27 protein-coding genes are annotated in these 23189 nt (G+C 58.9%); 6 read left to right on the top strand and 21 right to left on the bottom strand.

Annotated elements, in window-relative coordinates:
- Positions 1-121: 121 nt before the first annotated feature.
- Positions 122-910, bottom strand: a complete 789-nt coding sequence (locus G505_RS0113120; protein WP_028109971.1) for a crotonase/enoyl-CoA hydratase family protein — start codon at positions 908-910, stop codon at positions 122-124.
- Between the two features lie 129 nt (positions 911-1039).
- Here G505_RS0113120 and G505_RS0113115 point away from each other — a divergent pair, with 129 nt between their 5' ends.
- Both G505_RS0113115 and G505_RS0113110 read left to right on the top strand, forming a co-directional pair.
- Positions 1040-1993, top strand: coding sequence for a response regulator (locus G505_RS0113115; protein ID WP_035385389.1), 954 nt, complete (start codon positions 1040-1042; stop codon positions 1991-1993).
- Between the two features lie 3 nt (positions 1994-1996).
- Complete coding sequence (locus G505_RS0113110; protein ID WP_035385388.1) at positions 1997-2947, top strand: sensor domain-containing diguanylate cyclase; 951 nt, start codon at positions 1997-1999, stop codon at positions 2945-2947.
- 10 nt (positions 2948-2957) lie between these two features.
- On the opposite strand, the gene G505_RS23075 is transcribed toward G505_RS0113110, so the two are convergent.
- From G505_RS23075 to G505_RS21520, 6 genes are all read right to left on the bottom strand, one after another.
- Entirely contained in the window at positions 2958-3116 is a 159-nt protein-coding gene (locus tag G505_RS23075) for a hypothetical protein (protein ID WP_157509197.1), read from the bottom strand.
- Between the two features lie 283 nt (positions 3117-3399).
- Entirely contained in the window at positions 3400-3753 is a 354-nt protein-coding gene (gene rraB, locus G505_RS21525) for a ribonuclease E inhibitor RraB (protein WP_035385387.1), read from the bottom strand.
- Between the two features lie 36 nt (positions 3754-3789).
- A complete protein-coding gene (locus G505_RS0113090; protein WP_028109968.1) occupies positions 3790-4524 on the bottom strand; it encodes a 1-acylglycerol-3-phosphate O-acyltransferase in 735 nt (244 codons plus the stop codon).
- Positions 4525-4638: 114 nt separating this feature from the next.
- Complete coding sequence (locus G505_RS0113085) at positions 4639-5277, bottom strand: CatA-like O-acetyltransferase (RefSeq protein WP_028109967.1); 639 nt, start codon at positions 5275-5277, stop codon at positions 4639-4641.
- A gap of 130 nt (positions 5278-5407) precedes the next feature.
- On the bottom strand, positions 5408-7663 hold the full coding sequence (gene parC / locus G505_RS0113080) for a DNA topoisomerase IV subunit A (RefSeq protein WP_028109966.1): 2256 nt from the start codon (positions 7661-7663) through the stop codon (positions 5408-5410).
- Positions 7656-8756: a PQQ-dependent sugar dehydrogenase gene (locus tag G505_RS21520; protein WP_051216197.1), complete on the bottom strand. Its 1101-nt coding sequence runs from the start codon at positions 8754-8756 to the stop codon at positions 7656-7658. The genes parC and G505_RS21520 overlap by 8 nt, the downstream gene beginning before the upstream one ends.
- Before the next feature lie 388 nt (positions 8757-9144).
- Between G505_RS21520 and G505_RS0113070 the strand changes: the two genes are divergently transcribed.
- Positions 9145-9483: a hypothetical protein gene (locus G505_RS0113070; RefSeq protein ID WP_028109965.1), complete on the top strand. Its 339-nt coding sequence runs from the start codon at positions 9145-9147 to the stop codon at positions 9481-9483.
- 60 nt (positions 9484-9543) lie between these two features.
- Here the strand turns inward: G505_RS0113070 and parE are convergent, their stop codons facing one another.
- The 5 genes from parE to nudF are packed head-to-tail and all read right to left on the bottom strand — an operon-like array spanning position 9544 to position 13969.
- Complete coding sequence (parE, locus tag G505_RS0113065) at positions 9544-11436, bottom strand: DNA topoisomerase IV subunit B (RefSeq protein ID WP_028109964.1); 1893 nt, start codon at positions 11434-11436, stop codon at positions 9544-9546.
- Positions 11437-11492: 56 nt separating this feature from the next.
- Positions 11493-12068, bottom strand: a complete 576-nt coding sequence (locus tag G505_RS0113060) for a YqiA/YcfP family alpha/beta fold hydrolase (protein WP_028109963.1) — start codon at positions 12066-12068, stop codon at positions 11493-11495.
- A 10-nt stretch (positions 12069-12078) separates the two neighbouring features.
- Positions 12079-12903 carry a 3',5'-cyclic-AMP phosphodiesterase gene (cpdA, locus tag G505_RS0113055; protein WP_051216193.1) on the bottom strand — a complete coding sequence of 275 codons (825 nt, stop codon included), beginning with the start codon at positions 12901-12903 and terminating at the stop codon, positions 12079-12081.
- Positions 12904-12911: 8 nt separating this feature from the next.
- Positions 12912-13346 carry a DUF1249 domain-containing protein gene (locus G505_RS21515; protein WP_051216191.1) on the bottom strand — a complete coding sequence of 145 codons (435 nt, stop codon included), beginning with the start codon at positions 13344-13346 and terminating at the stop codon, positions 12912-12914.
- The gene (nudF, locus tag G505_RS0113045; RefSeq protein ID WP_035385386.1) at positions 13346-13969 is read right to left on the bottom strand and encodes an ADP-ribose diphosphatase; all 624 of its coding nucleotides are present in this window, start codon (positions 13967-13969) and stop codon (positions 13346-13348) included. Before nudF ends, G505_RS21515 begins: the two co-directional genes overlap by 1 nt.
- Before the next feature lie 213 nt (positions 13970-14182).
- Here nudF and tolC point away from each other — a divergent pair, with 213 nt between their 5' ends.
- Positions 14183-15496 carry an outer membrane channel protein TolC gene (tolC, locus tag G505_RS0113040; RefSeq protein WP_028109960.1) on the top strand — a complete coding sequence of 438 codons (1314 nt, stop codon included), beginning with the start codon at positions 14183-14185 and terminating at the stop codon, positions 15494-15496.
- A 55-nt stretch (positions 15497-15551) separates the two neighbouring features.
- On the opposite strand, the gene G505_RS0113035 is transcribed toward tolC, so the two are convergent.
- The 3 genes from G505_RS0113035 to G505_RS0113025 are packed head-to-tail and all read right to left on the bottom strand — an operon-like array spanning position 15552 to position 17656.
- Complete coding sequence (locus G505_RS0113035) at positions 15552-16217, bottom strand: TIGR04219 family outer membrane beta-barrel protein (RefSeq protein WP_051216189.1); 666 nt, start codon at positions 16215-16217, stop codon at positions 15552-15554.
- Between the two features lie 6 nt (positions 16218-16223).
- On the bottom strand, positions 16224-17192 hold the full coding sequence (locus G505_RS0113030; protein ID WP_051216186.1) for a DUF2333 family protein: 969 nt from the start codon (positions 17190-17192) through the stop codon (positions 16224-16226).
- Between the two features lie 14 nt (positions 17193-17206).
- Positions 17207-17656, bottom strand: a complete 450-nt coding sequence (locus G505_RS0113025) for a copper chaperone PCu(A)C (RefSeq protein WP_028109957.1) — start codon at positions 17654-17656, stop codon at positions 17207-17209.
- Between the two features lie 58 nt (positions 17657-17714).
- Between G505_RS0113025 and G505_RS0113020 the strand changes: the two genes are divergently transcribed.
- Complete coding sequence (locus tag G505_RS0113020) at positions 17715-18455, top strand: enoyl-CoA hydratase/isomerase family protein (protein WP_028109956.1); 741 nt, start codon at positions 17715-17717, stop codon at positions 18453-18455.
- Positions 18456-18505: 50 nt separating this feature from the next.
- Here the strand turns inward: G505_RS0113020 and G505_RS23070 are convergent, their stop codons facing one another.
- The 4 genes from G505_RS23070 to deoD all read right to left on the bottom strand — a co-directional run bounded on the left by G505_RS23070 (position 18506) and on the right by deoD (position 20246).
- Positions 18506-18664: a hypothetical protein gene (locus tag G505_RS23070; protein WP_157509195.1), complete on the bottom strand. Its 159-nt coding sequence runs from the start codon at positions 18662-18664 to the stop codon at positions 18506-18508.
- Entirely contained in the window at positions 18649-18849 is a 201-nt protein-coding gene (locus tag G505_RS0113010) for a PspC domain-containing protein (RefSeq protein WP_028109955.1), read from the bottom strand. The genes G505_RS23070 and G505_RS0113010 overlap by 16 nt, the downstream gene beginning before the upstream one ends.
- A 185-nt stretch (positions 18850-19034) precedes the next feature.
- Positions 19035-19325 carry a hypothetical protein gene (locus G505_RS0113000; RefSeq protein ID WP_028109954.1) on the bottom strand — a complete coding sequence of 97 codons (291 nt, stop codon included), beginning with the start codon at positions 19323-19325 and terminating at the stop codon, positions 19035-19037.
- Between the two features lie 210 nt (positions 19326-19535).
- The gene (gene deoD, locus G505_RS0112995) at positions 19536-20246 is read right to left on the bottom strand and encodes a purine-nucleoside phosphorylase (protein WP_028109953.1); all 711 of its coding nucleotides are present in this window, start codon (positions 20244-20246) and stop codon (positions 19536-19538) included.
- 89 nt (positions 20247-20335) lie between these two features.
- Between deoD and G505_RS21510 the strand changes: the two genes are divergently transcribed.
- Positions 20336-20995 (top strand): Crp/Fnr family transcriptional regulator, encoded by a 660-nt coding sequence (locus G505_RS21510; RefSeq protein WP_051216184.1) that lies wholly within the window; start codon positions 20336-20338, stop codon positions 20993-20995.
- Between the two features lie 46 nt (positions 20996-21041).
- Here G505_RS21510 and dusA read toward each other — a convergent pair whose 3' ends face one another.
- Positions 21042-21995, bottom strand: a complete 954-nt coding sequence (gene dusA, locus G505_RS0112985) for a tRNA dihydrouridine(20/20a) synthase DusA (protein WP_035385401.1) — start codon at positions 21993-21995, stop codon at positions 21042-21044.
- 238 nt (positions 21996-22233) lie between these two features.
- Positions 22234-23151 (bottom strand): DUF5692 family protein, encoded by a 918-nt coding sequence (locus tag G505_RS0112980; protein WP_028109951.1) that lies wholly within the window; start codon positions 23149-23151, stop codon positions 22234-22236.
- Between the last annotated feature and the right edge of the window lie 38 nt (positions 23152-23189).

The raw sequence follows: 23189 nt of genomic DNA, 5'->3' as shown, positions 1-23189 counted from the left end.
GGGCGTTTTTTTTATGCCAGTTGCGCTAAACATCCGCTCATTCAGTCAGTATTTTTTGCCCTGACCTGCATTCGCCATTTCCAGCAAACTTCTGGCAGATAAAAATGACATCGTCAGGGTTTTATCGCGGCAGATAATTCCGCTCTTTTCCCTGTTGTCTGGCCACAGCAATTCTCTGGTTTTTCGAAAACATTGCTTTTATCTGACCCAGAGTCTCACCCAAAAGAACCGAGCCATTGGAACCGAATCCCCGGGTCTTGTACAGCCTCTTGACCTCCGCCAGGGCATTGGGCGAACGCTGTGCCAGCGCCTTGGCCAGCGCCTGACTGCGGGCCATGGCGTCCTCCACCACTTCGGTGACCAGATTCAACCTGAGCGCCTCGTCGGCGCTGACCTGCTCCGCCAGCATGGAGAGCATCAAGGCCTGGTCCTGAGGCATCTGCTCCCGCAGCGCCAGGGTCCCGCCCATATCGGGGATCAACCCCCAGCGTCCCTCCATCACCGCCAGAGTGGCGTCAGACTCGGCAATACGGAAGTCCGCCCCCAGGGCAATCTGCATCCCCCCGCCCCAGCAGCGTCCATGGATGGAGGCGATGACCGGCACCGGCAACTCTCGCCAGCCGGTGCTGACTCTCTGGGCACGATTCGCCTGCCAGGGCCAGAGTTTAAACAGCAACTTCATCGCGATTGAAGGGGAGGTAAACATGGACTTTATGTCTATGCCTGAGCAGAAATCCTTACCTCGCCCGGTCAGGATAACGGCACGGACCTCTCTCATGCCCGCGATGCGTTTTTGTACAGCTACCAAGGCCTTGAACAGGTCATAGTCCAGGGCATTACACTTATCCGGACGATTCATCTCCACCAGGGCGATGCCGTCCTCAACACTTAAAATTACTTTTTCCGACATAACCACTCCTTAGTTGTCAGAAATTCATCACCGTCAAGATCATGACATTTATAAATTAATTCAATAGAATGCTCTTTTTACAAGTTTCGATAAAAAGGTCATTTAGACCCTGGGCAGGGAGGCACCACCATTAAGGTTCTAATTTGCGATGACTCTGCGCTGGCCCGTAAGCAACTGGCCAGAACTTTGCCGTCGGGCCTTTGCAGTGACATAGCCTTCGCCGAAAACGGCGAGCGGGCCCTTGAGATGTTGAATCAGTCCAACTATGAACTGCTGTTTCTCGATCTCAATATGCCAGGCCTGGATGGCTATCAAGTCCTGGAAGCCCTCTCTGGTCAGACCTCTAAGCCTCAGACTATCGTGGTTTCCGCCGATATCCAACCCCAGGCGCTGACTCGGGTGAAGGCGCTGGGCGCCCTGGACTTCATCAAGAAGCCGGTTAATAACGCAGAACTGGCCTCGGCACTGGCCAGGCTGCAGATCGAGACTGGCACGGAAACAGCCTCGGTGGAAACGGGCAGCGTCAGCCTGGAGGACGCCCTGCGCGAGATTTGCAACGTCGCCATGGGTCGCACCGCGTCGCTGCTGGCCAAGGTGATCGATGACTTTGTTCACCTGCCGGTACCCAAGGTCTCCCACTGGAGCAGCCGCGACCTGGAGATGATGCTCACCTCCGCCCGGCAAGGCCAGTACACCCAGATCCTCAGCCAGGGCTTCATCGGCGCCGGCATCGCCGGCGAGGCGTTGCTGCTGTTCCACGACATCAATGAAACCGATCTCAGTCGGCTGTTTGGCCTCAAGGGCGAAACCGCCGCCCAGCAGGAGGAGATCCTGATGGATGCTGCCAACCTGCTGTTCGGTGCTTTCCTAAACAGCCTGTCAGAACAGTTGCATGTCACATTCAGCCAAAGCCCGCCGATCATCTGGCGCCACTCCAAAGAGGTGAACAGCCTTAGCGGAGAGGTCTACGCCATTGAAATCAGCTACCGACAGGAGCAACATAAGCTAAATTGCGACCTGTTACTGCTGCTGCCCCAGTCAAGCTGGGCCCTGCTGCAGACTCAACTCAAAGACCTGGTGTAATCGATGCCCAACCAGCACTCCCATAACGCCGAACTCGATGCCCTGCACCTGCTGACCCAGCTGGTTCAGACCATTGAAGTGGGCCTGGTGGTGCTGGACCGTCAGTACCGCATCCATCTGTGGAACAGCTTCATGGAGAACCACAGTGGTCTTCGCGCCTCCCAGGTAAGGGGCAAGCGCGTCTTTGACCTGTTCGACGAGTTGCCTGAGGAGTGGCTCACCAGCAAGCTGGAGACCGCCTTCCTGCTGAACAACCGCGCCTTCACCACCTGGGAGCAGCGGCCCTACATCTTCAAGTTTCCCAACTCGCGCCCCGTGACCGGCCAGAGCCCATACATGTACCAGAATCTCACCATTCAGCCTCTGAGCAACAGATTAGCCGAGGTGAATAATGTGGCCCTGGTGGTGTACGACGTTACCGTCGAGGCCAACCACCGTCAGGCGCTGTCGAAGATGAGTCAGATAGATACCCTCACCGGGCTGGCCAATCGCCGCATGTGGCAACAGCATCTGGATCAGGAGTTTGAGCGCAACCGTCGATACAGCCATCCCTCCACCCTGATGGTGCTGGACATCGACCACTTCAAGTCGATCAACGACACCCTGGGCCACAGTGCCGGAGACCTGGTGTTGGCGGCGGTAGGTCAGAAGCTAAGCCAGCTGTTGAGAAAGAGCGATGTCGCGGCCCGCTACGGCGGTGAAGAGTTTACCCTGCTGCTTCCGGAAACCACTCAGGAGCAGGCACAGATGCTGGCCGAGCGCATTCGCAGCGCCATGTCTGAATTGACTGTGGAGACCGACGCCGGAGCGGCCAGCTTTACCGTCAGCATCGGTTATGCCCCTTATCACCAAGGGCTGGAAAACAATAAGGTGTGGTTTGAAGAGGCAGATAAAGCCCTGTATGAGGCCAAGCGCCAGGGCCGCAACCGCTGTATTCTGGCCAAAGCAAGCTGACTGCGGCCGATCAATCCTGCCAGTAGCCCTGAAGACCATCCTCCTTGCGACGCCCCCATCCCCGGCGCCTCTCCTTCTTACCGGGCTCCCAGCGCAGGTATTGACGACGATCCGAGTTCTGACGCCGGTTGATGCTACGACGCTCCTGATGAGGCTGCTGATCCGTCATACTCTGTCCCCCCTATGAGACACAGACTATAGTCTCCGCCACTGCGGCCTTCAAGATCAGAAGCGAACCACCTCGCCGGTCAGGCTGGACTCGGTCAGCCGTGTGCATTCACCGCTCTGACGGCCCAGAGACTCAGACTCATCACTGAGCCACGCCGGGGCGGCCGTCATCGGGGCGCCACGGGATAGCCCTGAGCTCGACCCCACTTTTAGATACAAAAAAAGCGCCTGACGGCGCTTTATGCATGCGCCATCGCTGGCGAGCGAGAATGACACCCGGGTGCTTATTCTACAAAGTAGGTGCCCCAGCCATCGTATTGGATGCCATGCTTGTCAGCCAGCTCGATCATGGTCTTGGTGTCCTTATTCAGACGCTCCACCTCGAGTTTGTGCTCAATCACGGCATCGAAGGCAAACACCACGGCGCCATCATCCAGTTCCAGCTCTTCGGCGTCTTCCACCTCGAAGCCCGCCTTAAAGGCGTCCACAGCAGCCTTCTCCAGCTTATCAAAGTTGGAGCCGGAGAAGTGGTGTTCGATGACGTACTCGGCGTCTGGCTGAGAGCCGTCCTCCAGCAGGGCGTCCACGATCTCGCGGTTCTCCAGCTCCTGCTCGAGGATCAGTTGTTCAATGGTCATGACCATCTCCAAATGGGTAAGATTGGCGCCAGTATATCAGGCCAAAGCAGGCTTGGCCCCTGCCAGTCGCATCGCCTCGCTGTTCAGCTCATCCAGGCGCTGCTTCATTCGGCTGTAGACCTCTTCCGCCAGCTCACGAACCTGTTCCTTGGAGTAGCCCTTGGTGCAGATGGGTTCCAGAGTCTCGACGATCACCACGCCGTTGTTACGGCGGTTCATGTTGATCCCGTGCTGGTCTGAGGCGATCACCGGTACGATGGGGACCCCGGCCTGGATGGCGGTATGGAAAGCCCCGGTCTTAAAGGGGAGCAACCCCCGGCCACGAGAACGGGTGCCTTCAGGGAAGATCCACACCGAGAGCGACTTGCCGCGAATCTTCTCCGCCGCCTGCCTCAGGGTGCGAACCGCCTTGGAGCGGTTTCCGCGATCGATCAGGATGTTGCCGGTCAGCCAGTAGAGCTGGCCAAAGAAGGGGATCCACTTCAGGCTGGTCTTACCCATGGAGACCGTGCCCTTGGGTACAGAACCTGTGTGGGTAAACAGGTCGAAGTTGTTCTGGTGGTTGCCCACGTAGACCACGGGATCACCATCGCCGCGTGCGCCGCGGTGGATCACCTTGATGCCGAGGATCGGTGCCACGGCACCAAACACCTTGGCGGTGTAGTGGACATTGTTTCGGTGAAAGGGGCGAATCAGGCACAACAGCAGGCCAAGGGTGGAGACCAGGACCAACAACAGAGCCAAAGTCAGGGAACGCAACAGTAACAGCATCGGTGACGTCTTTTCCTCACAACAGGGGCGCCCAGTATAGGCAAACCCCGTGACCGACTCAACGAATTCGTTACAACTGTTCGCTCAAAATTTGATACCCATATTGGTCACCGACTAAAGCCAATGACGACACTGGTTGATACGTTGCTGTAATGCCTCGTAAAACTCTCCAAGGTGCAGCCCATCGGCCAATCCATGATGAATCTGTGCTGCCACCGGCACCTTCACCTCTTCACCGCTCTGATCGTACTTTCCCCAGGTGATCCTGGGCACCGAGTCCGCCGGACTCAGGGGCATGGGGTTGGTCATCTGGGTAAAGCGCACCCAGGGCAGGCAGGACATATAGATGGAATCATCCCCATCGCCCGCCTCATCAAACAGCCCGGGGCGTTGCCAGGCCATCTCAGACTGGGACATCATCCGCCGGGAAAACTCATCAAACTCGTCACAGTAGGGCACCCGAACAAAACGGACCAAGCGGTCTTCTCCCAGGGTGGTGATCCCCGCACTGAGACGTTCATGCTCGATGACCTGATCGCCCCGAATTCGCCAGCGGGTCCAATCCAGCTGATGACAGACGGTCATGATGGCGTGAGTGATGGCGTGGTAGGCGGAGAGCTTGTCACGCTGACATCGGTGGAAAAGTTCGGTGATGGTGATGTCCGCGCAAAGGCTGAAGTAGGGCTGGTCCAGCTGAGTGAAAAACTGAAATTGCTGACGACGCGGCCAGCGCTCCATATCCAGGTGTTTCATGATGTCCTTTATTCTGTGCTAACCGGGCTCTTGGTGGCCCGCTGAAAGTGTACCTCTGTTTTATAACAGAGCGACGACAATGGGGATAAAAAAAAGCGAAGCCATTCGGCTTCGCTTTTGTGTGACTCAATTATTCGCTGACTAACTCCAGTTTGTCCACCCGCTGCAGGCCTCGGGGCAACTTGTTGCCCCGGCGGCCGCGCTCGCCCTGATAGTGGGCAAGGTCGTCGGGTTTGAGGGTCAGCTTGCGTTTGCCCGCCCACAGGGTCACGGCTGCGGTTTCAGGCACCACCACCAGATGTTTCAGATATTCTTCCCGGTTCTTCACCCGCTCGGTGGGTATGCCGATGATCTTGTTGCCCTTACCCTTACTCAGGACCGGCAGTTGAGCCACGGGGAACAGCAGCATACGGCCCTCGGTGGTGATCGCCAGCAGACGATCGCTCTCCTGGTTAGCAATGGGAGTCGGGACAATCACCCGGGAGCCGATGGGCACGGTCAGCAGGGCCTTACCTGCCTTGTTGCGGCTGATCATCTCCTTGAGGGCACAGACGAAACCGTATCCGGCATCGGTGGCCATCAGGTAGAGCTGTTCCGAGTCTCCCATCAGGGTGTGCTCCAGCATCTCACCCGCCACCAGGTTGAAGCGGCCGGACAGCGGCTCCCCCTGACTGCGGGCCGACGGCAGAGTGTGCGCATCTGTGGTGTAGCTTCGGCCCGAGCTCTCCAGGAAGATCACCGGTTGATTGCTGCGTCCCCGGGCATGGGACAGGTAGCCATCACCGGACTTGTAGTTGAGGGTTTCCGGATCCACCTCATGGCCCTTGGCCTGACGAGCCCAGGCCTTTTGAGACATCACCACAGTGATCGCCTCGGTGGGCATCAGCTCGGTCTCGGTCAGGGCCTTGGCCTCCTCCCGCTCCTGAAGCGGGCTGCGGCGATCATCACCATACTTCTCGGCATCCGCCAGCAACTCTTTCTTCACCAGAGTTTTCATGCGGCGTTCGGAAGAGAGGGTCAACTGCAACTTGTCCCGCTCCTTGGACAGCTCATCCTGTTCACCGCGGATCTTCATCTCTTCCAGCTTGGCCAGATGACGCAGCTTCAGGTCGAGGATCGCTTCTGCCTGCGTCTCGGTCAGGCCAAAATGGGCCATCAGCACCGGCTTGGGTTCATCCTCATTGCGAATGATGGCGATCACTTCGTCGATGTTGAGGAAGGCGATAAGCAGACCATCAAGGATGTGCAACCTGGCCAGCACCTTGTCCAGGCGGTACTCCAGCCGGCGGCGCACCGTCGTCATGCGGTATTCCAGCCACTCGCCAAGAATGGTTTTCAGCCCCTTCACCGCCGGACGCTGATCCAGTCCCAGCATGTTGAGGTTAACCCGGTAACTCTTCTCCAGATCCGTGGTGGCGAACAGGTGCGCCATCAGCTGGTCCAGGTCCACCCGGTTGGAGCGGGGCACCACCACCAGACGGGTGGGATTTTCATGATCAGACTCATCGCGCAGGTCGGTGACCATGGGCAGCTTCTTCGCCTGCATCTGAGCGGCGATCTGTTCCAGAATCTTGCCACCGGACACCTGGTGGGGCAGCTCGCTGATCACCACCTCGCCCTGCTCTATGGTGTAGACCGCCCGCATCTTCACCGACCCCTTGCCACTCTCGTACATCTTGGCAATTTCATTGGCCGGGGTGATGATCTCGGCTCCGGTGGGGTAGTCAGGGCCTTTGACAAAGGTCATCAGCTCCGGCAGTTCCGCTCTGGGGTTGTCCAGCAAATGGGCACAGGCGTTGGCCACTTCGCGGACGTTGTGGGGTGGAATGTCGGTGGCCATCCCCACGGCGATGCCGGTGATGCCGTTCAGCAGGATGTGGGGCAGTCGGGCCGGCAGGCTCTTAGGCTCCTTCAGGGTGCCATCGAAGTTGACGCCCCAGTCCACGGTGCCCTGACCCAGCTCGCTGAGCAGAACCTCGGAGAAACGGGAGAGGCGGGATTCGGTGTAACGCATGGCGGCGAAGGACTTGGGATCGTCCGCCGCCCCCCAGTTCCCCTGGCCATCCACCAGAGGATAGCGATAGGTGAAGGGCTGCGCCATCAGTACCATCGCCTCATAACAGGCGCTGTCACCATGGGGGTGGTACTTACCCAGCACGTCACCCACGGTGCGGGCGGACTTTTTGTACTTGGCAGAGGCGGACAGGCCAAGCTCACTCATGGCGTAGATGATACGTCTCTGTACCGGCTTGAGACCGTCACCGATGTGGGGCAGTGCCCGGTCCATGATGACGTACATGGAGTAGTTCAGGTAGGCCTCTTCGGTAAAGGCATGCAGCGGCCGCTGCTCCACTCCCTCAAGGCTCAATTCAGTTGCATCACTCATTGTTTTCGTTATCCGCCGTCTGCGTCGGCATTCCGTTGTAAGTTAGCTTGTAAACCGCACCATTATAATCGTCCGAAATCAAAAGCGAACCATCAGGGTGCTCAAGAAATGCCACAGGACGGGCCAAAGGTTGTTCTCCATCAAGCCAGGGGCCAATAATCACCCGGTATTGCCAACTGCCGTCGGCCTGAGGCATCAGGGCGCTCACCTGATAGCCCACCTTGCTGCTGCGATTCCAGCTGCCATGCTCGGCGATAAGCAGGGCCCCCCGGTATTCAGGGGGAAACGCCTCGCCGCGGTAGAAATGAATCCCCAGAGGCGCCACGTGGGCCTGAAGCTGCCACAGAGGCTTTTCAAAGCCGGCCATCTGCCCCGCACTGGCCTTGAATTTGGGATCGGCCACCTTGGCACCGTGGAGGAAGGGGTAACCGAAGTGGCTGCCCGCCGTCACCAGGCGATTGATCTCATCCGGGGGCAGATCGTCCCCCATCATATCGCGGCCATTATCGGAGAAGTAGAGCTCCCCGCTGTCCGGGTGGAAATCGAACCCGACACTGTTGCGCACCCCCTTGGCCAGAACCTCGTATCTCCCCTTGTCCAGGTCCAGCGCCAGAATGCTGGCATACGGCAGTGCCGGATTGCAGATATTACAGGGTGCGCCCACCGGCACGATCAGCCGGCCATCCGGAGCGAAACGAATGAACTTCCAGCCATGGTGGGCATCGCTGGGCAGGCCGTCGTACACCACCTCCATTTTCGGCGCCACCAGCCTGGTTTCCACCTCGGGAAAAGCCAGGATGCGGTTGACCGCTGCCACGTAGAGGGTATCGTCGCGAAACGCGATGCCGGAGGGAAGGTAGAGCCCCTGGGCCACTGTGTGCCGGGTCTCGTAGACGCCATCGCCATCCTGGTCCTGCAGAGCATGGACCTTGCCGGCTTTCCGACTGCCGACAAACAGGGTGCCCTTACTGCCCCAGGCCATCTGCCGGGCGTTGTCTGCCTCGGCGACCTGAGTCAATGAAAACCCTTGTGGCAGTTGAGCCGACGAAACCGCCGTTGCCGCGGCGATGATCAACAGTGTGACGCTTCCCATTTTTCCTCCCTGGCAGCACGACTAAGATTGCATAGTTATGCAAGCTCAATCTGACCACCTTTTGGCCACGATGTTCAGTTAGCCATCACTGGCTTTGTTAACAATTCCAAAATTCAATCCAGAATTGCAGAAAACGAAATCCAGAGCTTCAAAAAATATTATATTTAGAGCAATAACATCAATAATTTGTGATTATCTGACCCTGTCACCACCTCTCATTTTTAATCAAAATTTGATCTGGACGCCAGTTGCACCCTTTACATAGTGACAACATTCACGAAAAAGATGCTCAGTTTTTAGGCTGTTTCAATAGTGTGAACTGATGACGATTCCCGTATCCTGCTCTCTGCTATTAATACTCCTGCACACAACTAAGCGGGTAAAGATCATGCAACGCGTATTCAATACACAGGACACTCAAAATCTGGCGATTGATCGCCGTCCGACCCTGGAAGAGCTGGTGCACGACACCGGTTGGGTCACCGAGTCCACCGCCGTAACCCAGGAGCCCGATGGCACTCTGGTTCACTGGCGCATGCCCCTGCACCAGGTGGTGGCGGCCCGTATGTCCTTCACTGGCAAATCCCTGCGCAGCGAGCTGGGTGGCAACTTCAGCAAGTACGTGGTTCAGGTAAACCACGAAAAGCGCGAGCTGGCAGAAGACTGGTCCAACGGGGTGGTCAGCGCCCTGAACTACATGGATTGTAAGCGTCGCACCAGCTGGTAAGCGCCGCACTCGTACCGACAGACAAAGAAAAAGGCCGCACTGAGTGCGGCCTTTTCTTTATCAGTTATCCAGGGCAGCCAGGTCTCCCTTGGCTTCCAGCCAGGACTTGCGATCCCCGGCCCGCTTCTTGGCCAACAACATGTCCATCAACGCCTCGGTGGCCTGGGCATCATCCACCGTCAGCTGCACCAGACGACGGGTATTGGGGTCCATGGTGGTTTCCCTGAGCTGGCCCGGGTTCATCTCACCCAGTCCCTTAAACCGGGTGACCTGAACCTTGCCCTTACGTTTCTCGGCGGCGATCCGGTCCAGAATCCCCTGGCGCTCCTGCTCATCCAGGGCGTAAAACACCTCCTTGCCCACATCAATACGGAACAGCGGAGGCATGGCCACATACACATGCCCCTGCTCGACCAGGGAGCGGAAGTGCCTCATGAACAGGGCACACAGCAGGGTCGCGATGTGCAGACCATCGGAATCCGCATCCGCCAGGATGCACACCTTACCGTAGCGCAACCCGCTCAGATCGTCCGAATCCGGGTCGATCCCCAGGGCGATGGAGATGTTGTGCACCTCCTGAGAAGCCAGCACCTGACCGGCGTCCACCTCCCAGGTATTCAGGATCTTGCCTCGCAGGGGCATGATCGCCTGAAAGTCACGATCTCGGGCCTGTTTGGCGCTGCCGCCTGCCGAGTCCCCCTCCACCAGGAACAGCTCGCCGCGCATCGGCTCTGTGGTGGTACAGTCGGTGAGCTTCCCGGGCAGGGCAGGACCGCTGGTCACCTTCTTACGGGCGACCTTCTTGGCCTTGCGCAGCCGACTCTGAGCACTGGCAATACAGAATTCCGCCAGGGCTTCCGCCTGCTCCGTGTGCTCGTTGAGCCACAGGCTGAAGGCATCACGGACCACGCCGGTGATGAAAGCCGACGCTTGACGGGAGGAGAGACGCTCCTTGGTCTGACCGGCAAACTGGGGGTCCTGCATCTTGATGGAGAGGATGTAGCTCACCTTGTCCCAGATATCTTCCGGGGCCAGCTTGACGCCACGGGGCATCAGGTTGCGGAACTCGCAGAACTCCCGAAGCGCCTCCAGCAGGCCCTGGCGAAGACCATTGACGTGGGTACCGCCCTGGGCGGTGGGGATCAGGTTGACGTAGCTTTCAGCGACGGAGTCGCCCCCTTCCGGCTGCCACACCAGGGCCCAGTCCACCGCTTCATTGTTCGCAGCAAAGGCGCCGGTAAAGGGGGTATCCGGCAACATGGGCCAGGATTTCACCGTATCGAACAGGTAATCCTTCAGGCCATCTTCGTAGTGCCACTCGGTAACTTCACCGGTCACCTTGTTGTCGAATTTGATCTTGAGTCCGGGGCAGAGTACCGCCTTGGCCCGCAGCAGGTGAGTCAGTCGGGCCACAGAGAAGTTGGCGGAATCGAAATAGCTGGTATCGGGCCAGAAATGAACGCTGGTGCCGGTATTGCGGCGGCCACAGGTGCCGGTCACCTGCAGGTCCTGGACCTTGTCGCCATTTTCAAAGGCGATCTCATACACCTGGGCATCGCGGCGAACGGTGACCTCCACCCGGGTGGAAAGGGCATTCACCACGGAGATCCCCACACCGTGCAGACCACCGGAGAACTGGTAGTTCTTGTTGGAGAACTTACCGCCGGCGTGCAGCTTGCACATGATCAGCTCGATGCCGGGCACCCCCTCTTCCGGGTGGATGTCCACCGGCATGCCACGGCCATCATCGATCACCTCCAGAGACTGATCCTTATGGAGTATCACCTGAACGCTGCTGGCGTGACCCGCCAGGGCTTCATCGACGCTGTTGTCGATCACTTCCTGACCCAGGTGGTTGGGCCGGGCAGTGTCGGTGTACATCCCGGGGCGCCGCTTTACCGGCTCCAGTCCGTTAAGTACCTCAATGGCATCGGAGGTGTATTGATTGGTCATCTCTGGTCCCAAGTCCGCTTAGTTGTGGTTATGTTATCGGCATCATCGAGTGGGCTTCAAGCCAGCCCAAGGAAACGGCATGCCGCAGGCAGATGCTGCTCGAAGCCGACAAAACTGTGGTCGCCGCCGGGTTCAATCACCATTTGGCCATGGTGATATTTGTCCACCGCCTGACGGTAATCCAGCACCTCGTCACCACTCTGTAACAGAGTCAGGAAACGATCCGGATGGTGGATCACCGGAGTATCCAGCGCCTGAAGCTGGGCCATATGGGCCTGGGTAACCTCAAAGCACTCGCCGGTGTAGGGGTTTTCCTGAGGGCCCAGGTAGTCCAGCAGCAATTCAAAGGGGCGGACCGCCGGATTGATCAGAACCGCCCTGCCCCCATACTTCTCCGCCAGATAACTGGAGAAAAAGCCCCCCAGGGAACTGCCCATCAGTCGCAGCGGCTCGCCCGCCGCCAGGGCCGGTTCCACGATCCCCTCCAGCTGTGTCATGGCCGCCTGGGGCGTGGTGGCCAGCCGGGGAATGGCCAAAGGCTCACTGGCGTGATGCCGCCCCATGTAATCACGGACCATCTCCGCTTTCTGTGAACCGGGGGAACTGTTGAATCCGTGGATGTAGAGCAGCATGGTTCCTTGCCTAGTAGCCGGACGCCGTCCTGTCGGGCTGGAAGCGGTCGCCGGAAAGCCGTTTTATGGAGGTGTCGATGCTACCATCGGCATTCAGGGTCAGCAAACGGTAACCGGGCTGCAGGTTGTCCAGGCTGAAGTCACGGCAGTGTGGCCGGAACTGAATGGAGGTGGACGGCGCCGCCAGCATGCGAATGTGATCCAGGCGCTCATCCATCTGCTGATGGACATGGCCCCAGATCACCCCTTTCACGGTTTCGAAGCGGCGAATCAGGTCGTTGAACTCCTGACCATTGTCCAGCCTGTGCTGATCCAGCCAGACGCAGCCGGTATCCAGAGGATGGTGATGCAGGGCAATCAGGGTGTGGTAGGCACTGGAGTGATTCAAAACCGCTTCAAGCCACTCCAGCCTGTGATGATTCAGGTGGCCTCCTGGCAGACCCAGGACGGTGCTGTCCAGTTGCAACAGCTGCCAACGGCCGAGGATGATGCGCCTGTCCAGCATGACGCCACTGCCCTCGAGCCCCATCTCCATGCGATCAAAGGCGTCATGGTTGCCCGGCAGCGCGCTGACCGGCACACCCAACCCGCGGACACCATCGGCAAAGTGACGATAGGCTTCGATGCTGTGGTCCTGGCTGAGATCCCCGGTGCCAATAACCATATCCAGAGGCTCATAGCGCAGCTCGGAGAGGATCGCGGAGAAGCTGTCCCAGGGATTCAGTCCCAGGAACTCAGCCCCTTTATCGGCAAACAAATGGGGGTCGGAGATCTGTGCGAGGCGGATCGACTGCTTGTCCGCAGGAAACGACAGTGCCTTGGCTCGAACACTCAAGGGCTGGTTTACTCCCTAACTTCAGCCACCATAGCTTTCAACCTATGGGGCGATAAACATTCCAATATTTCAGCCAGGAACAGGTTGGTCTGGAACCTGTCCTGCGCCAGCCACAATTTGGCAGTCTGCCAATCATACAACGGCGAGAGGCCGGAGATCTGTTGACCACTTAACACTTCTGCCAGTCGAGCGTCGTGGTACAACCTAACCGACATGCTGGGGATAGTCAGCCAGGAGCTGGCAGGCACCCAACGCTGGATCTGTAAAACCTGGGTGTAACGGGTTTGCTCCACCAAGATGAAGCCCACCTCTATCTGAGAAGAGAGGCGCATATGCCAGCGCTCCCCGGGTTTGGCCTCCTCGGGGATCAGGGGCAAAAGGCGCAGGTAGTTGCGCCCATAGAGGGCGTGTAACCTCGCCAGCGAGTCGCGCCGTTTGGCCATCAGACCTTACCCTTCCTGAGCTTGTGGTGATTCAATTCCAGCCATTGTAGACCAATCACGCTGCTTCCATTGTCGATTTCTCCAGATTCCACCATCTGGTAGGCCTGGGGTCTGGGTACCACCACCACCCTGATGTCCTCATGCTCATGGTCCAGGCCATGGATCCCCTGGGCCATCGAGGCATCCACCAGGGCCAGAACCATGTAGAGACGCTCGGAACAGCCCCCCGGCGAAGAGAGATGGCTGCCAATGGGAGTGAGGCTGCTGCTGCTCAGTCCTGTCTCCTCCTGCAGTTCCCGTTCGGCGACCTCCAGTACCGACTCCTGCTTGTCAATCATCCCGGCCACCAGCTCATAAAGCCAGGGGTTGCCACTGTTGCCGATGGCGGGAATGCGGATCTGCTCAATCAGCACCACCTCGTCCCGCACAGGGTCGTAAGGCAGCACCACCACCGCATTGCCGCGCTCGAAAATCTCCCGGGTCACCACCTCGCTCATGCCGCCGTCGAACAGGGGGTGGCGCAGTCTTCGCTGAATCAGTTTGAAAAAACCCTGAAACAGCGTTTTTTCCTCCAGAAGCTCGATCCGTTCAGGATCCATCTGGCCAGGAAGTTGTACTTTCATCCATCTACCCTCTGTTTGGCGAATTTCTCCAGCCTTATGAACTCTATAAACTGTTACACTTGGTGACGCAAAATGATTGACTTTCCTGGGTGCAATTCAGTTTACTAAGGCTGTCAAAGTCAAGGTCGTCTTGGGAATAACGGGTTTTCCCAGCCCGGAAATTTAGCTTGCCTGTGGTGCAGGCTAGCTTTGTGTTTACTTTAAGGATTTCAAATGCGACTCAAATTTCGTGCATTGACCCTAGCGCTTGGTCTGGCCGGTGCAACCCTGCCAGCTCATGCGGACGATCTCTATCAGATCTACCAACAGGCACTGACCAAGGATCCGGTCCTGCTGCAATCCAAAGCGACTCGTGACGCCGCCTTCGAAGCGATCGATCAGAGCCGTGCCTCTCTGCTGCCCCAAATCAGTGGCTCTCTGGGCTATGGTTACTCCTGGTTTGATGACCTGGGCGAAACCTCAGACAGCGGTGGTTCCGGTTCCGGCAGCATCGAGCTGGGTCAGAGCATCTACAATCACGCCAACTACGTCAACCTGGCGCTGAGTGAGAAGAGTGCCGCCCAGAGCGACGCCAACTACTCTCTGGCCGCACAGAGCCTGATCGTGCGGGTGTCCAACGCCTACTTCGACGTGCTCTCTGCCCAGGACTCCCTTGAGTTCGTTCAAGCCAACAAGCGTGCCATCGAGCGCCAGCTGGAACAAACCAAGCAGCGTTTCGCCGTGGGCCTGACCGCCATCACCGACGTGCATGAAGCCCAGGCTCAATATGACCTGGCCATTGCCGAGGAGATCAACGCTCAGAACACCCTGGAGAACAGCTACGAGGGCCTGCGTGAGATCACCGGCCTGGAGCACAGCGAACTGTCCGTTCTGGACACTCAACGCTTCAGCCCCTCTGCCCCGGCCCCGGCCACTCACGACGCCTGGCTGGCACTGGGTGAGGAGAGCAGCCTGGAACTGCTGAGCCGCCGCCTGGGTGTGGATATTGCCAAAGAGCAGATTGAACTGGCGAAAACCGGTCACCTGCCAAGCCTGGATCTGGCCGCCGGCATCACCGCCAACTATGGTCAGGAAGATCGCCCCAACCAGATCACCAACGATACCACTGGCCAGATCGGTCTGACCCTGAGGGTACCCATCTTCAGCGGCTTCTCCGTGACCAGCCAGGTTGAGCAGGCCAAGTACAACTTCGTGGCCTCCTCTCAGGCCCTTGAGGAAACTCACCGCTCCGTGGTGCGTAACCTGCGCAACAGCCTGAACAACGTCAAGGCATCCATCAGCACCATCAGAGCCTATGAGCAGTCTGTGGTGTCTGCAGAGAGCGCCCTGAAGGCCACCGAAGCCGGTTTCGAAGTGGGCACCCGTACCATTGTTGAGGTACTGAACTCCACTCGTCAGCTGTACAGCGCCAAGCAGCAGTTGGCCGATGCCCGTTACAACTACATCCTGGCCGTCCTGTCGCTGAAGCAGGCCGCCGGAACCCTGAGTGCCGAAGACGTACAGATGATCAACAACGGTCTGAAGTAAGGCGCTTGCCAATAAAAAACCGCCCATTGGGCGGTTTTTTTATGCCTGGATGTGCTTAGAAGCTCAGCTCCACACCGACGAAGGCCCCGGAAAACTCCAGGTCCGCCTGGGTGCCCCAGTCGCTGACGTCAAAGGTGTGTTGGCGGTAGCCCCCCTTGATGGCCAGATCCAGGGCCAACATATCCAGCTCCCAGCCCAGGCCCGCCTTGTAATCGCTGATCTTGCGATCGTCATAGCTGGCCAGCACCCCGTCGGCAAACACAAACAGGCCGGTGCCGATCAGGTTCACCTGACCGCGCACATAGCCCATGAGAATGCCATCATCCAGGTTGTCCTCATTGAGGGCACCATCGTTGAGCTTGCCGCTGTACAGTCGATAGCTGGCACCCAGGTCCAATTCTACGGCACCGTTGTCCAGCAGTTCATAATAGGCCACCAGATCGGTGTTGGAGAGATCCGCCTTCACCGAACCCTGGCCGTCGGACTCCTGCTGGCTGTAGCGCAACATCACATTGGGTACCAAGGGGATGAAGTGCTCAAAGGCAACATAGCCACTGGGCTGATAGCTGTCGTCCCAATCGCCGCCTGTGCTGTGCAGGTCGCCGCTGACGCTGTTCTGCTGCAGATCCAGGCCCAGCTTGACCCCCAGTACATCGGCCTGGGCGGCCCCGGTCAGTGCAGTGGCAAGACAGGCCGCCGCAACAGAGAGTTTCAAACGCATAAAGAGTTACCCTTGAGTTAGCAGTTGTTTGAGGTCAATCAGTGCCGCATTGGCACGACTGATGTAATTCGCCATCACCAGCGAATGGTTGGCCACCAGGCCAAATCCGCTGCCATTGAGCACCAGCGGGCTCCAGACCGTTTCCTGGGTCGCCTCCAGCTCGCGGATGATCTGTTGCAGGCTGACGGTGGCGTTCTTCTTCTCCAGCACAGGAGCAAAATCGGCTTCCACGGCGTTCATGATTGCCAGCAGTGCCCAACAGCTGCCTCGTGCTTCATGAAACACGTCGTCAATCTTCCACCAGCTGGTTTTCACCTCCTGCTCGCTCACCGTCATGGTGGACGCACTGGCGGAGGTGTCCCCGGCCAAGTCGGTATTCAGGCGAGCCTGCCCGACGCTGGCGGACAACCTCTGGGACAGGCTGCCCAGACGCTTCTCCACCTGATCCAGCACCGCCACCAGGTTGTCGGCTCGAGCGTAGAACTGGGCCGAGGGCTGGGTGGGGTCACTGATGCGCATCCGGTAGGACTTGAGCGCCTCAATGCCATCGCGATACTCGGACTCGGCACTGGGGATCATCCAGCTGCGATGATCAATGTTGAATTTGGGCTGAGCCTTGGCCAGATCCGGGTCCTCGGCGGACTGAGATTGGGAGCGAGCCAGGTCCTTGCGCATCACCAGGGTCAGATCCCGCACCTGCTCCAGGGCACCAAACTCGAAAGCAGGCATATTATCCATCAGCACCGAAGGCGGCATCTTGTCATTGGAGAGAAAGCCCCCTGGTTTATCCAGCAGGTTTTCCATCACCTCAATGGCCGCAGAGGTGGTGGCATAGCCGGTCACCGGCGTCTCCCCGCGCAGACGGTCGTTGCCTATCTGGTCTGGCTCGAAACTCCACCATACGGCAACCAGCCAGTTCAACAGCAGCAGACCCACCAGGCCTGCCACAATCCACTTCCTATTCAATGCGGCCATACACTGGCTCCTCTTTAGTGGTGATGATGGTGCTCATGCCCGGCGGACTTCATGTCCACCACCGGCAGGGTGACATCGACCTTGTCGCCATTGGCAAAGGTCAGGGTGCAGTTGACCTGCTGACCGGCCAGCGGCTGCTGGGTCAACTGCAGCAACATAAGGTGGTCCCCCCCTTCGGCGAGGGTTACCGACTGACCCGCAGGCAATTCGATGCGCTCAATGCGGCGCATCTTCATCATGCCGTTTTCGGTCAGCATGGTGTGCATCTCGGTCTTACCGGCGATGTCACAGCTGGCCCCGATCAGTGCGGTGGCCGCGTCATGGTTGTGAAGGGTCAGGTAGGCGGCGGTATTGGGCACTCCCGGCGGCATCTCGCGCACCTTGGCATCACTCAGGGTAATGGCAGCCATGGCTGGAGCTACTGCCAACAGGGCACAGCAAGTAAACAGTTGTTTGAATTTCATCGCGCTTCCCTTACACTTTTTCCTTCGGTACAAAATCTCTCCACGGAAAGGAGCAATTATGGCCAATCCCATAGCGATCTCCCGTGACGGTAACGTCATGGTACTGACCATCAATCGACCCGACAAGCGTAACGCATTGACACATGAGATGTATTACCAGCTGTGTGACGGGCTGCAACAGGCGGAAAAGGATCCTGAGATCCATGCCTGCCTTCTCAGGGGGCAGAGCAACTGCTTTACCGCCGGCAATGATCTGGGCAACTTCCTCGCCGATGGCGGCTTCGACGAATCCAATGCCGCCGCCCGGTTCATCCAGCTGCTGCCCACCCTATGCAAACCGCTGATCGCCGCCGTGGGCGGCAACGCCGTGGGCATCGGCTGCACCCTGCTGCCCCACTGTGACATGGTGATCGCCGCAGACACTGCCACCTTCATGCTGCCTTTCGTCAACCTGGGGATCGTCCCTGAGGCGGGGTCCAGTACCCTGATTCCACAGATGTGCGGCGGGCCCCTGGCGGCAGAACTGCTGCTGCTGGGAGAGCCCTTCGATGTGGAACGCGCCAAACAAGTTGGGCTGGTCAACCACAGCTGCACCGAAGCGGAGCTGATGGATCTGGCCATGAGTTATGCGCAGAAGTTTGCCTCTCGACCGCCACAGGCGATGCAACAGGCGAAGAGACTGCTGAAGCTGTCCCAACCACAGCTGGGCCAGGTGATGCAGGCGGAATTTTCCGCCCTCGGGAAACGACTGAGCAGCGATGAAACCCGCCAGGTGATCCAGGCACGCCTGAAGCGATAAGGGAAGCGGGGCCCCCGAGAGGGCGATGGGGACCCCGCGTAAATTGGGTTCTACTGGCTCTTCTGCCAGTACCAGCAGGCGATCACCACTAAGGCCAGGGTCACCAGGGACCAGCTGCCGTAATCCTGCCACCACCATACCAGTGCCGGGGGATCGCTCAGGGTTGCCAGACTGAGGCAAAGCAGCAATACGACTAGCAGTAACGGCATCGACGTTTCGGCATCAACAGGGTGGCCACCAGGTAGGCCAGGGTCGCGGTCACTGGCTCGAGCATCAGGTAAACCAGAAAGATGGCCCGGCACCAGAATGGGCTGAATCCCAGATAGCTGCAGAGGCCGGCAAAGGTTCCGGCTAGCCAGCCCCGGCTGGGATCTCGTTGGATTTTATTAGCCATGGTTTACCTCCTGGTCCTGCAATTCTTTCCTATTTACTCTTTCGTCGGTCATCGCCCGTGAAGGCTGCGACCGGTTTATTCTTCTGGGCACTAGCGCACTTCGTTGTAGATCCAGTAGCCCAGGACACTCAGCATCCAGCCGGCCAGGGGCAACACACACAGCATGGCCGGCATCCAGTTCACAATCATTCTGCATCCTCTCCCTGTTTGTGAGCAGCTGCGGTCAACTTGGGCTTGGGCTGCTTGGCGGCCAGCTCGGTGGATTTGCCCACCAACAGCATCTGGGCGGCCAGCCGCACTTCGTTGGCCAGTTGACGTTCCAGGGCATGGCGCATTGAGGCTACCTGGGAAGACACAAACTGCTCGACTCCCTGCTCAATCTCGCCGTGAGGGGTCGCCTGGGCACCGGTGGAAAACATCAACACTGCGGCCAATGAAACGGATACCAGAGACTTCACTTTGATTGAACGGTCCATGAGATTTTCTCCAAATGGGTGAATGTGTGATTCACATAAGACTATTCAATCAACGTGCCAACTTTTATATCGTTGATATTAAAGGAAAAGAAGAAAAGCAGAGGGAGAGGTGGAGTGCCCATTTAAGGAGATCTCCGGGGAAATGGTGATTTTCACCAACCCTTGGTGAAATTGGTTAAAAAAGGGACACCGCAGTGCCCCCTACAAGGATCAGGCCGGTTGCACGCCGGTGGCCAACGCCAACTCAACCATGTCGCTGAAGCTGGTCTGACGCTCCTCGGCGGTCGTCTCCTCGGTCATCAGCAGATGATCCGACACGGTGAGAATGGTCAGGGCCCGGGCCCCCTGCTCCGCGGCTATGGCATAGAGGGCCGCCGCCTCCATCTCCACCGCCAGCACCTTCATTCTCTGCAGGGCGGGCAACAGCGCCTGATCGCGACCATAGAAGAGATCGTTGGTGAACACGGTGCCGAAGCGGGCGGGAATCCCCAGCCGACTGGCCTGCTGATGGCAGGCCATCGCCAGGCCGAAATCGGGCACCGCAGGATAATCGTAGCCAGCCAGCCGGGTGCGGTTGGTGAGTGAGGCGGTACCCGCTCCGGTGGCCACCACCACATCCCTGAGCTTGAGATCCTCGGCCACCCCGCCGCAGCTGCCGATGCGGATCAGGGTTTTGACCCCATAGTCGCGAATCAGCTCTTCGGCGTAGATGGAGATGGAAGGGATGCCCATGCCGTGGCCCATCACCGACACCCTGTGCCCCTGCCAGGTGCCGGTAAAACCCAGCATGTTACGCACATTGGTCACCTCCACCGCGTCCTCGAGAAAGGTGTCGGCAATGTACTTGGCCCTCAGGGGATCACCGGGAAACAGCAGCAGGTCGGCGAAGTCGCCAGGTTTGGCATTGATATGGGGAGTCATCTTGGTTTCCTCTTTTTTCAGTGTCGGGGACAGTGTAAAAAGAGGCTTGAGATCAGTATGAGGACAATTGTCCGCCTGGGGAGCCACAAATGCCCACACCAGAGTCCCACCCCCTTACCGGTGCCATCGCCAGGGGCCACCAGCAGTTGATGGATGCCATCCACGTCCTGCCATTAAAACAGTGGCTCTTGCCCGAAGGGGAGCCCCTGCTGCGCCAGGGAGAGCGTGTCGACGCCCTCTACTGGGTGGAACAAGGGGAGTTTACCCTGCACTACGCCGCCGCCAACGGCAAAGAGTTTGGCCTGGGGATCTGGCAGGGGGATCAGCGACTGTTTGGCGAGGTGGAACTGCTCACCGGCCAGCCCTGCCAGTTTGATGTGGTGCCTCTGGCGCCGGTGAGCGTACGGCAGCTGCCCAGGGACACATTTGAAAGCCTGCTCACCGAGCACCCGGAGATCGCCCTGTGGCTCAGCCAACAGCTGGCGGGTTACTACCAGGGGCAGATGCAGCGGGCCATGACCCTGAGCCTCTACCCCCTGGCCCACAACATCGCCCTGGACCTGATGCAGCGCCGTGCCAACGGCGAGCCAGACCTCAAGCTTTATCAGGAAGCGGCCCGCTTCGGTTGCTCCGAACGGGTCTATCGGCGGGTGGTGGCTCAGCTGACCGAGCTGGGGCTGGTGGAGAAACGTGAGGGGCGACTGGAGATCATAGACCAGGAGAAGCTCACCGCCTTTCTGGATCTGTAAACAACAACGCCGCCCAGGGGGCGGCGTTGTCCTATTCGACGGCTGTTTAAACCTGCGCCTGCTCCAGGGGCTCGCCCACCTGGGCCATCGCCTCCAGCAGCAAGGCTGGCGTGGCATCGGCCAGGTGGGCACGCTCGGACAGGGTACGGCGCCAGGTGCGGGCACCGGGCAGTCCATTGAACAGGCCCAGCATATGGCGGGTGACGTGGTTGACCCGGCCACCCCGGGCCAGGTGACGCTCCACGTAGGGCACCATCTTCTCCACCACCTCGCGGCGATCCGCCACTGGGGTATCGCAACCGTAGATCTCTCTGTCCACCGCCGCCAGCAGGTAGGGGTTCTGGTAGGCTTCACGGCCCACCATGACGCCATCCATCTGCTTCAGGTGGGTCTGGCACTCCTCAAGCGTCTTGATGCCGCCATTGAGCGCCAGGGTCAGGTGGGGGAAGTCGCGCTTCAACTGATAGGCACGCTCATAGTCCAGAGGCGGGATCTCCCGGTTCTCCTTGGGGCTGAGACCGGAGAGCCAGGCCTTACGGGCATGGATGGTGAACTGCTCACAGCCGGCGGCCGACACCAGCTCGATGAAGCGGGTGAGGAACTCGTAGCTGTCCTGATCGTCGATGCCGATGCGGGTCTTGACCGTCACCGGAATGTCCACCACCTGGCGCATGGCATCCACGCTTTCGGCCACCAGCTCCGGCTCGGCCATCAGACAGGCCCCAAACCGGCCGTTCTGAACCCGGTCGGAGGGGCACCCCACGTTGAGGTTCACCTCGTCATAGCCCAGCTCCTCGGCCCGCCTGGCGCACAGGGCCAGTTCCTGGGGATTGCTGCCGCCCAGTTGCAGGGCCACAGGGTGCTCCTCCTGGTTGTAGCCCAGGTAGTCCCCCTTACCGTGGATAATCGCCCCAGTGGTCACCATCTCGGTGTACAGCAGGGTATGTCGGGACAGCAACCGCGCAAAATAGCGGTAATGCCTGTCGGTCCAATCCAGCATGGGGGCCACGGAGAAGCGGCAATTGTGCTCGGCGTAACTCAAAGAAAGATCACCCTAGATTCAGTTCAACACAGCCGGAGACGACACTCCGGACGGCTTTGGGCCGGGGATTATAGCAAAGCCACGCCCCTCAAAGAAAACCCCGCCAACATCGCCGGCGGGGCAAAGGGAGTGATGGGCCATTTCTCAATGGGTTGGCGTGCTGTGCCGGGTGATGCGCCCCGGCACAGATAAAGACTCAGCGGGCGGACGCCACGTGCTGATAGGCGGGAAGGTGCTCATACAGCTCATCCTTGAGAGGATGGCGACGAGCGCTGCGAATGCGGTGCACCTGATAGATGGCCAGGGCCACGTTGGCTGCCAGGGCGATGGCCGACACAAGCCACAGGGCCGCAGGATCACCGGACGCCTTCACCGCGAACCTGGAGGTGTCCACAAAGCTTGGGAAGCACATGACAAACATCATCCAGAACGCCAGGGTGTGGGCCCGGTGTTGCAGCCAGGCTCCGCGACGCATGAAAAACGCCGGGATGGTGCAGGAGAGCAGCAGGGCGGCGCCGGCATAGAAGGCGTGGTCACCGACGCAGTTGTAGACATAGGCGAAATTCCACAGATCGTAGGCGATGATCCAGAACCACAGCATGTCGGGCCAGAGCATATCCTTGAACTTGTCCCGGCTGATGAAGATCCCGGCCCAGCCACAGATGGTGAGGATATTCAGGATACCGGCGATGCCGTTCATGATGTTCCAGGAGCCTCCGGTGATCATCACCCCGTCCACCAGGCCGTTGAAGCTGTAGCACTGGAAGTCGCGCACCACCGCCTCGGCGATGTTGATGGCCAGAATCGCCGGTGGAAACATCAGCACCCACTTTTTCTGGGCCGCGCCCGGGATATAGCGGAGTGCCATAAAACCGATGCAGCCTGCCAACACCGAATACACCTTGGCCCAGTGGAACCAGGTGCCCACACTGGATCCCTCGGCAGTGGTGGTGTGAGGCCAGACGGTAAAGGTCAGGATCAGCGGCAGAACAATGAAACAGCCGATGCCGGCCCAGATGCTGCGCCGGGAGATCTCATTGAGCAGAATCAGGGCACCGAGAACGGCGAGGAAGGCGATCCAGGCGTGCAGGGGGATGGGTTCAAACAGAGACATGGTTCCACCTCGCAAGGTAGGGCGGAGGAGCGGAATGG

This window comes from Ferrimonas futtsuensis DSM 18154 (genome assembly GCF_000422645.1).
In the GTDB taxonomy this organism is placed as follows: Bacteria; Pseudomonadota; Gammaproteobacteria; order Enterobacterales; family Shewanellaceae; genus Ferrimonas; species Ferrimonas futtsuensis.
The sequence above is the reverse complement of the archived record's forward strand: the minus strand, read 5'-3'. Positions and strand labels throughout refer to the sequence as shown.

What these genes read in the sequence shown, in the direction of transcription:
- G505_RS0113090 (WP_028109968.1), bottom strand. Translation starts at nt 4,524, where the DNA reads ATGCTGTTACTGTTGCGTTCCCTGACTTTGGCTCTGTTGTTGGTCCTG.
- deoD (WP_028109953.1), bottom strand. Translation starts at nt 20,246, where the DNA reads ATGACTCCCCATATCAATGCCAAACCTGGCGACTTCGCCGACCTGCTG.
- G505_RS0113025 (WP_028109957.1), bottom strand. Translation starts at nt 17,656, where the DNA reads ATGAAATTCAAACAACTGTTTACTTGCTGTGCCCTGTTGGCAGTAGCT.
- G505_RS23070 (WP_157509195.1), bottom strand. Translation starts at nt 18,664, where the DNA reads ATGCCGTTACTGCTAGTCGTATTGCTGCTTTGCCTCAGTCTGGCAACC.
- G505_RS21515 (WP_051216191.1), bottom strand. Translation starts at nt 13,346, where the DNA reads ATGGCCAAACGGCGCGACTCGCTGGCGAGGTTACACGCCCTCTATGGG.
- tolC (WP_028109960.1), top strand. Translation starts at nt 14,183, where the DNA reads ATGCGACTCAAATTTCGTGCATTGACCCTAGCGCTTGGTCTGGCCGGT.
- G505_RS21510 (WP_051216184.1), top strand. Translation starts at nt 20,336, where the DNA reads ATGCCCACACCAGAGTCCCACCCCCTTACCGGTGCCATCGCCAGGGGC.
- G505_RS0112980 (WP_028109951.1), bottom strand. Translation starts at nt 23,151, where the DNA reads ATGTCTCTGTTTGAACCCATCCCCCTGCACGCCTGGATCGCCTTCCTC.
- rraB (WP_035385387.1), bottom strand. Translation starts at nt 3,753, where the DNA reads ATGACCATTGAACAACTGATCCTCGAGCAGGAGCTGGAGAACCGCGAG.
- nudF (WP_035385386.1), bottom strand. Translation starts at nt 13,969, where the DNA reads ATGAAAGTACAACTTCCTGGCCAGATGGATCCTGAACGGATCGAGCTT.
- G505_RS0113010 (WP_028109955.1), bottom strand. Translation starts at nt 18,849, where the DNA reads ATGGCTAATAAAATCCAACGAGATCCCAGCCGGGGCTGGCTAGCCGGA.
- G505_RS0113110 (WP_035385388.1), top strand. Translation starts at nt 1,997, where the DNA reads ATGCCCAACCAGCACTCCCATAACGCCGAACTCGATGCCCTGCACCTG.
- G505_RS0113070 (WP_028109965.1), top strand. Translation starts at nt 9,145, where the DNA reads ATGCAACGCGTATTCAATACACAGGACACTCAAAATCTGGCGATTGAT.
- G505_RS23075 (WP_157509197.1), bottom strand. Translation starts at nt 3,116, where the DNA reads ATGACGGATCAGCAGCCTCATCAGGAGCGTCGTAGCATCAACCGGCGT.
- parC (WP_028109966.1), bottom strand. Translation starts at nt 7,663, where the DNA reads ATGAGTGATGCAACTGAATTGAGCCTTGAGGGAGTGGAGCAGCGGCCG.
- G505_RS0113000 (WP_028109954.1), bottom strand. Translation starts at nt 19,325, where the DNA reads ATGGACCGTTCAATCAAAGTGAAGTCTCTGGTATCCGTTTCATTGGCC.
- G505_RS0113085 (WP_028109967.1), bottom strand. Translation starts at nt 5,277, where the DNA reads ATGAAACACCTGGATATGGAGCGCTGGCCGCGTCGTCAGCAATTTCAG.
- G505_RS0113020 (WP_028109956.1), top strand. Translation starts at nt 17,715, where the DNA reads ATGGCCAATCCCATAGCGATCTCCCGTGACGGTAACGTCATGGTACTG.
- G505_RS0113030 (WP_051216186.1), bottom strand. Translation starts at nt 17,192, where the DNA reads ATGGCCGCATTGAATAGGAAGTGGATTGTGGCAGGCCTGGTGGGTCTG.
- dusA (WP_035385401.1), bottom strand. Translation starts at nt 21,995, where the DNA reads ATGCTGGATTGGACCGACAGGCATTACCGCTATTTTGCGCGGTTGCTG.
- G505_RS21520 (WP_051216197.1), bottom strand. Translation starts at nt 8,756, where the DNA reads ATGGGAAGCGTCACACTGTTGATCATCGCCGCGGCAACGGCGGTTTCG.
- G505_RS0113060 (WP_028109963.1), bottom strand. Translation starts at nt 12,068, where the DNA reads ATGCTGCTCTACATCCACGGATTCAACAGTTCCCCCGGTTCACAGAAA.
- parE (WP_028109964.1), bottom strand. Translation starts at nt 11,436, where the DNA reads ATGACCAATCAATACACCTCCGATGCCATTGAGGTACTTAACGGACTG.
- G505_RS0113035 (WP_051216189.1), bottom strand. Translation starts at nt 16,217, where the DNA reads ATGCGTTTGAAACTCTCTGTTGCGGCGGCCTGTCTTGCCACTGCACTG.
- G505_RS0113120 (WP_028109971.1), bottom strand. Translation starts at nt 910, where the DNA reads ATGTCGGAAAAAGTAATTTTAAGTGTTGAGGACGGCATCGCCCTGGTG.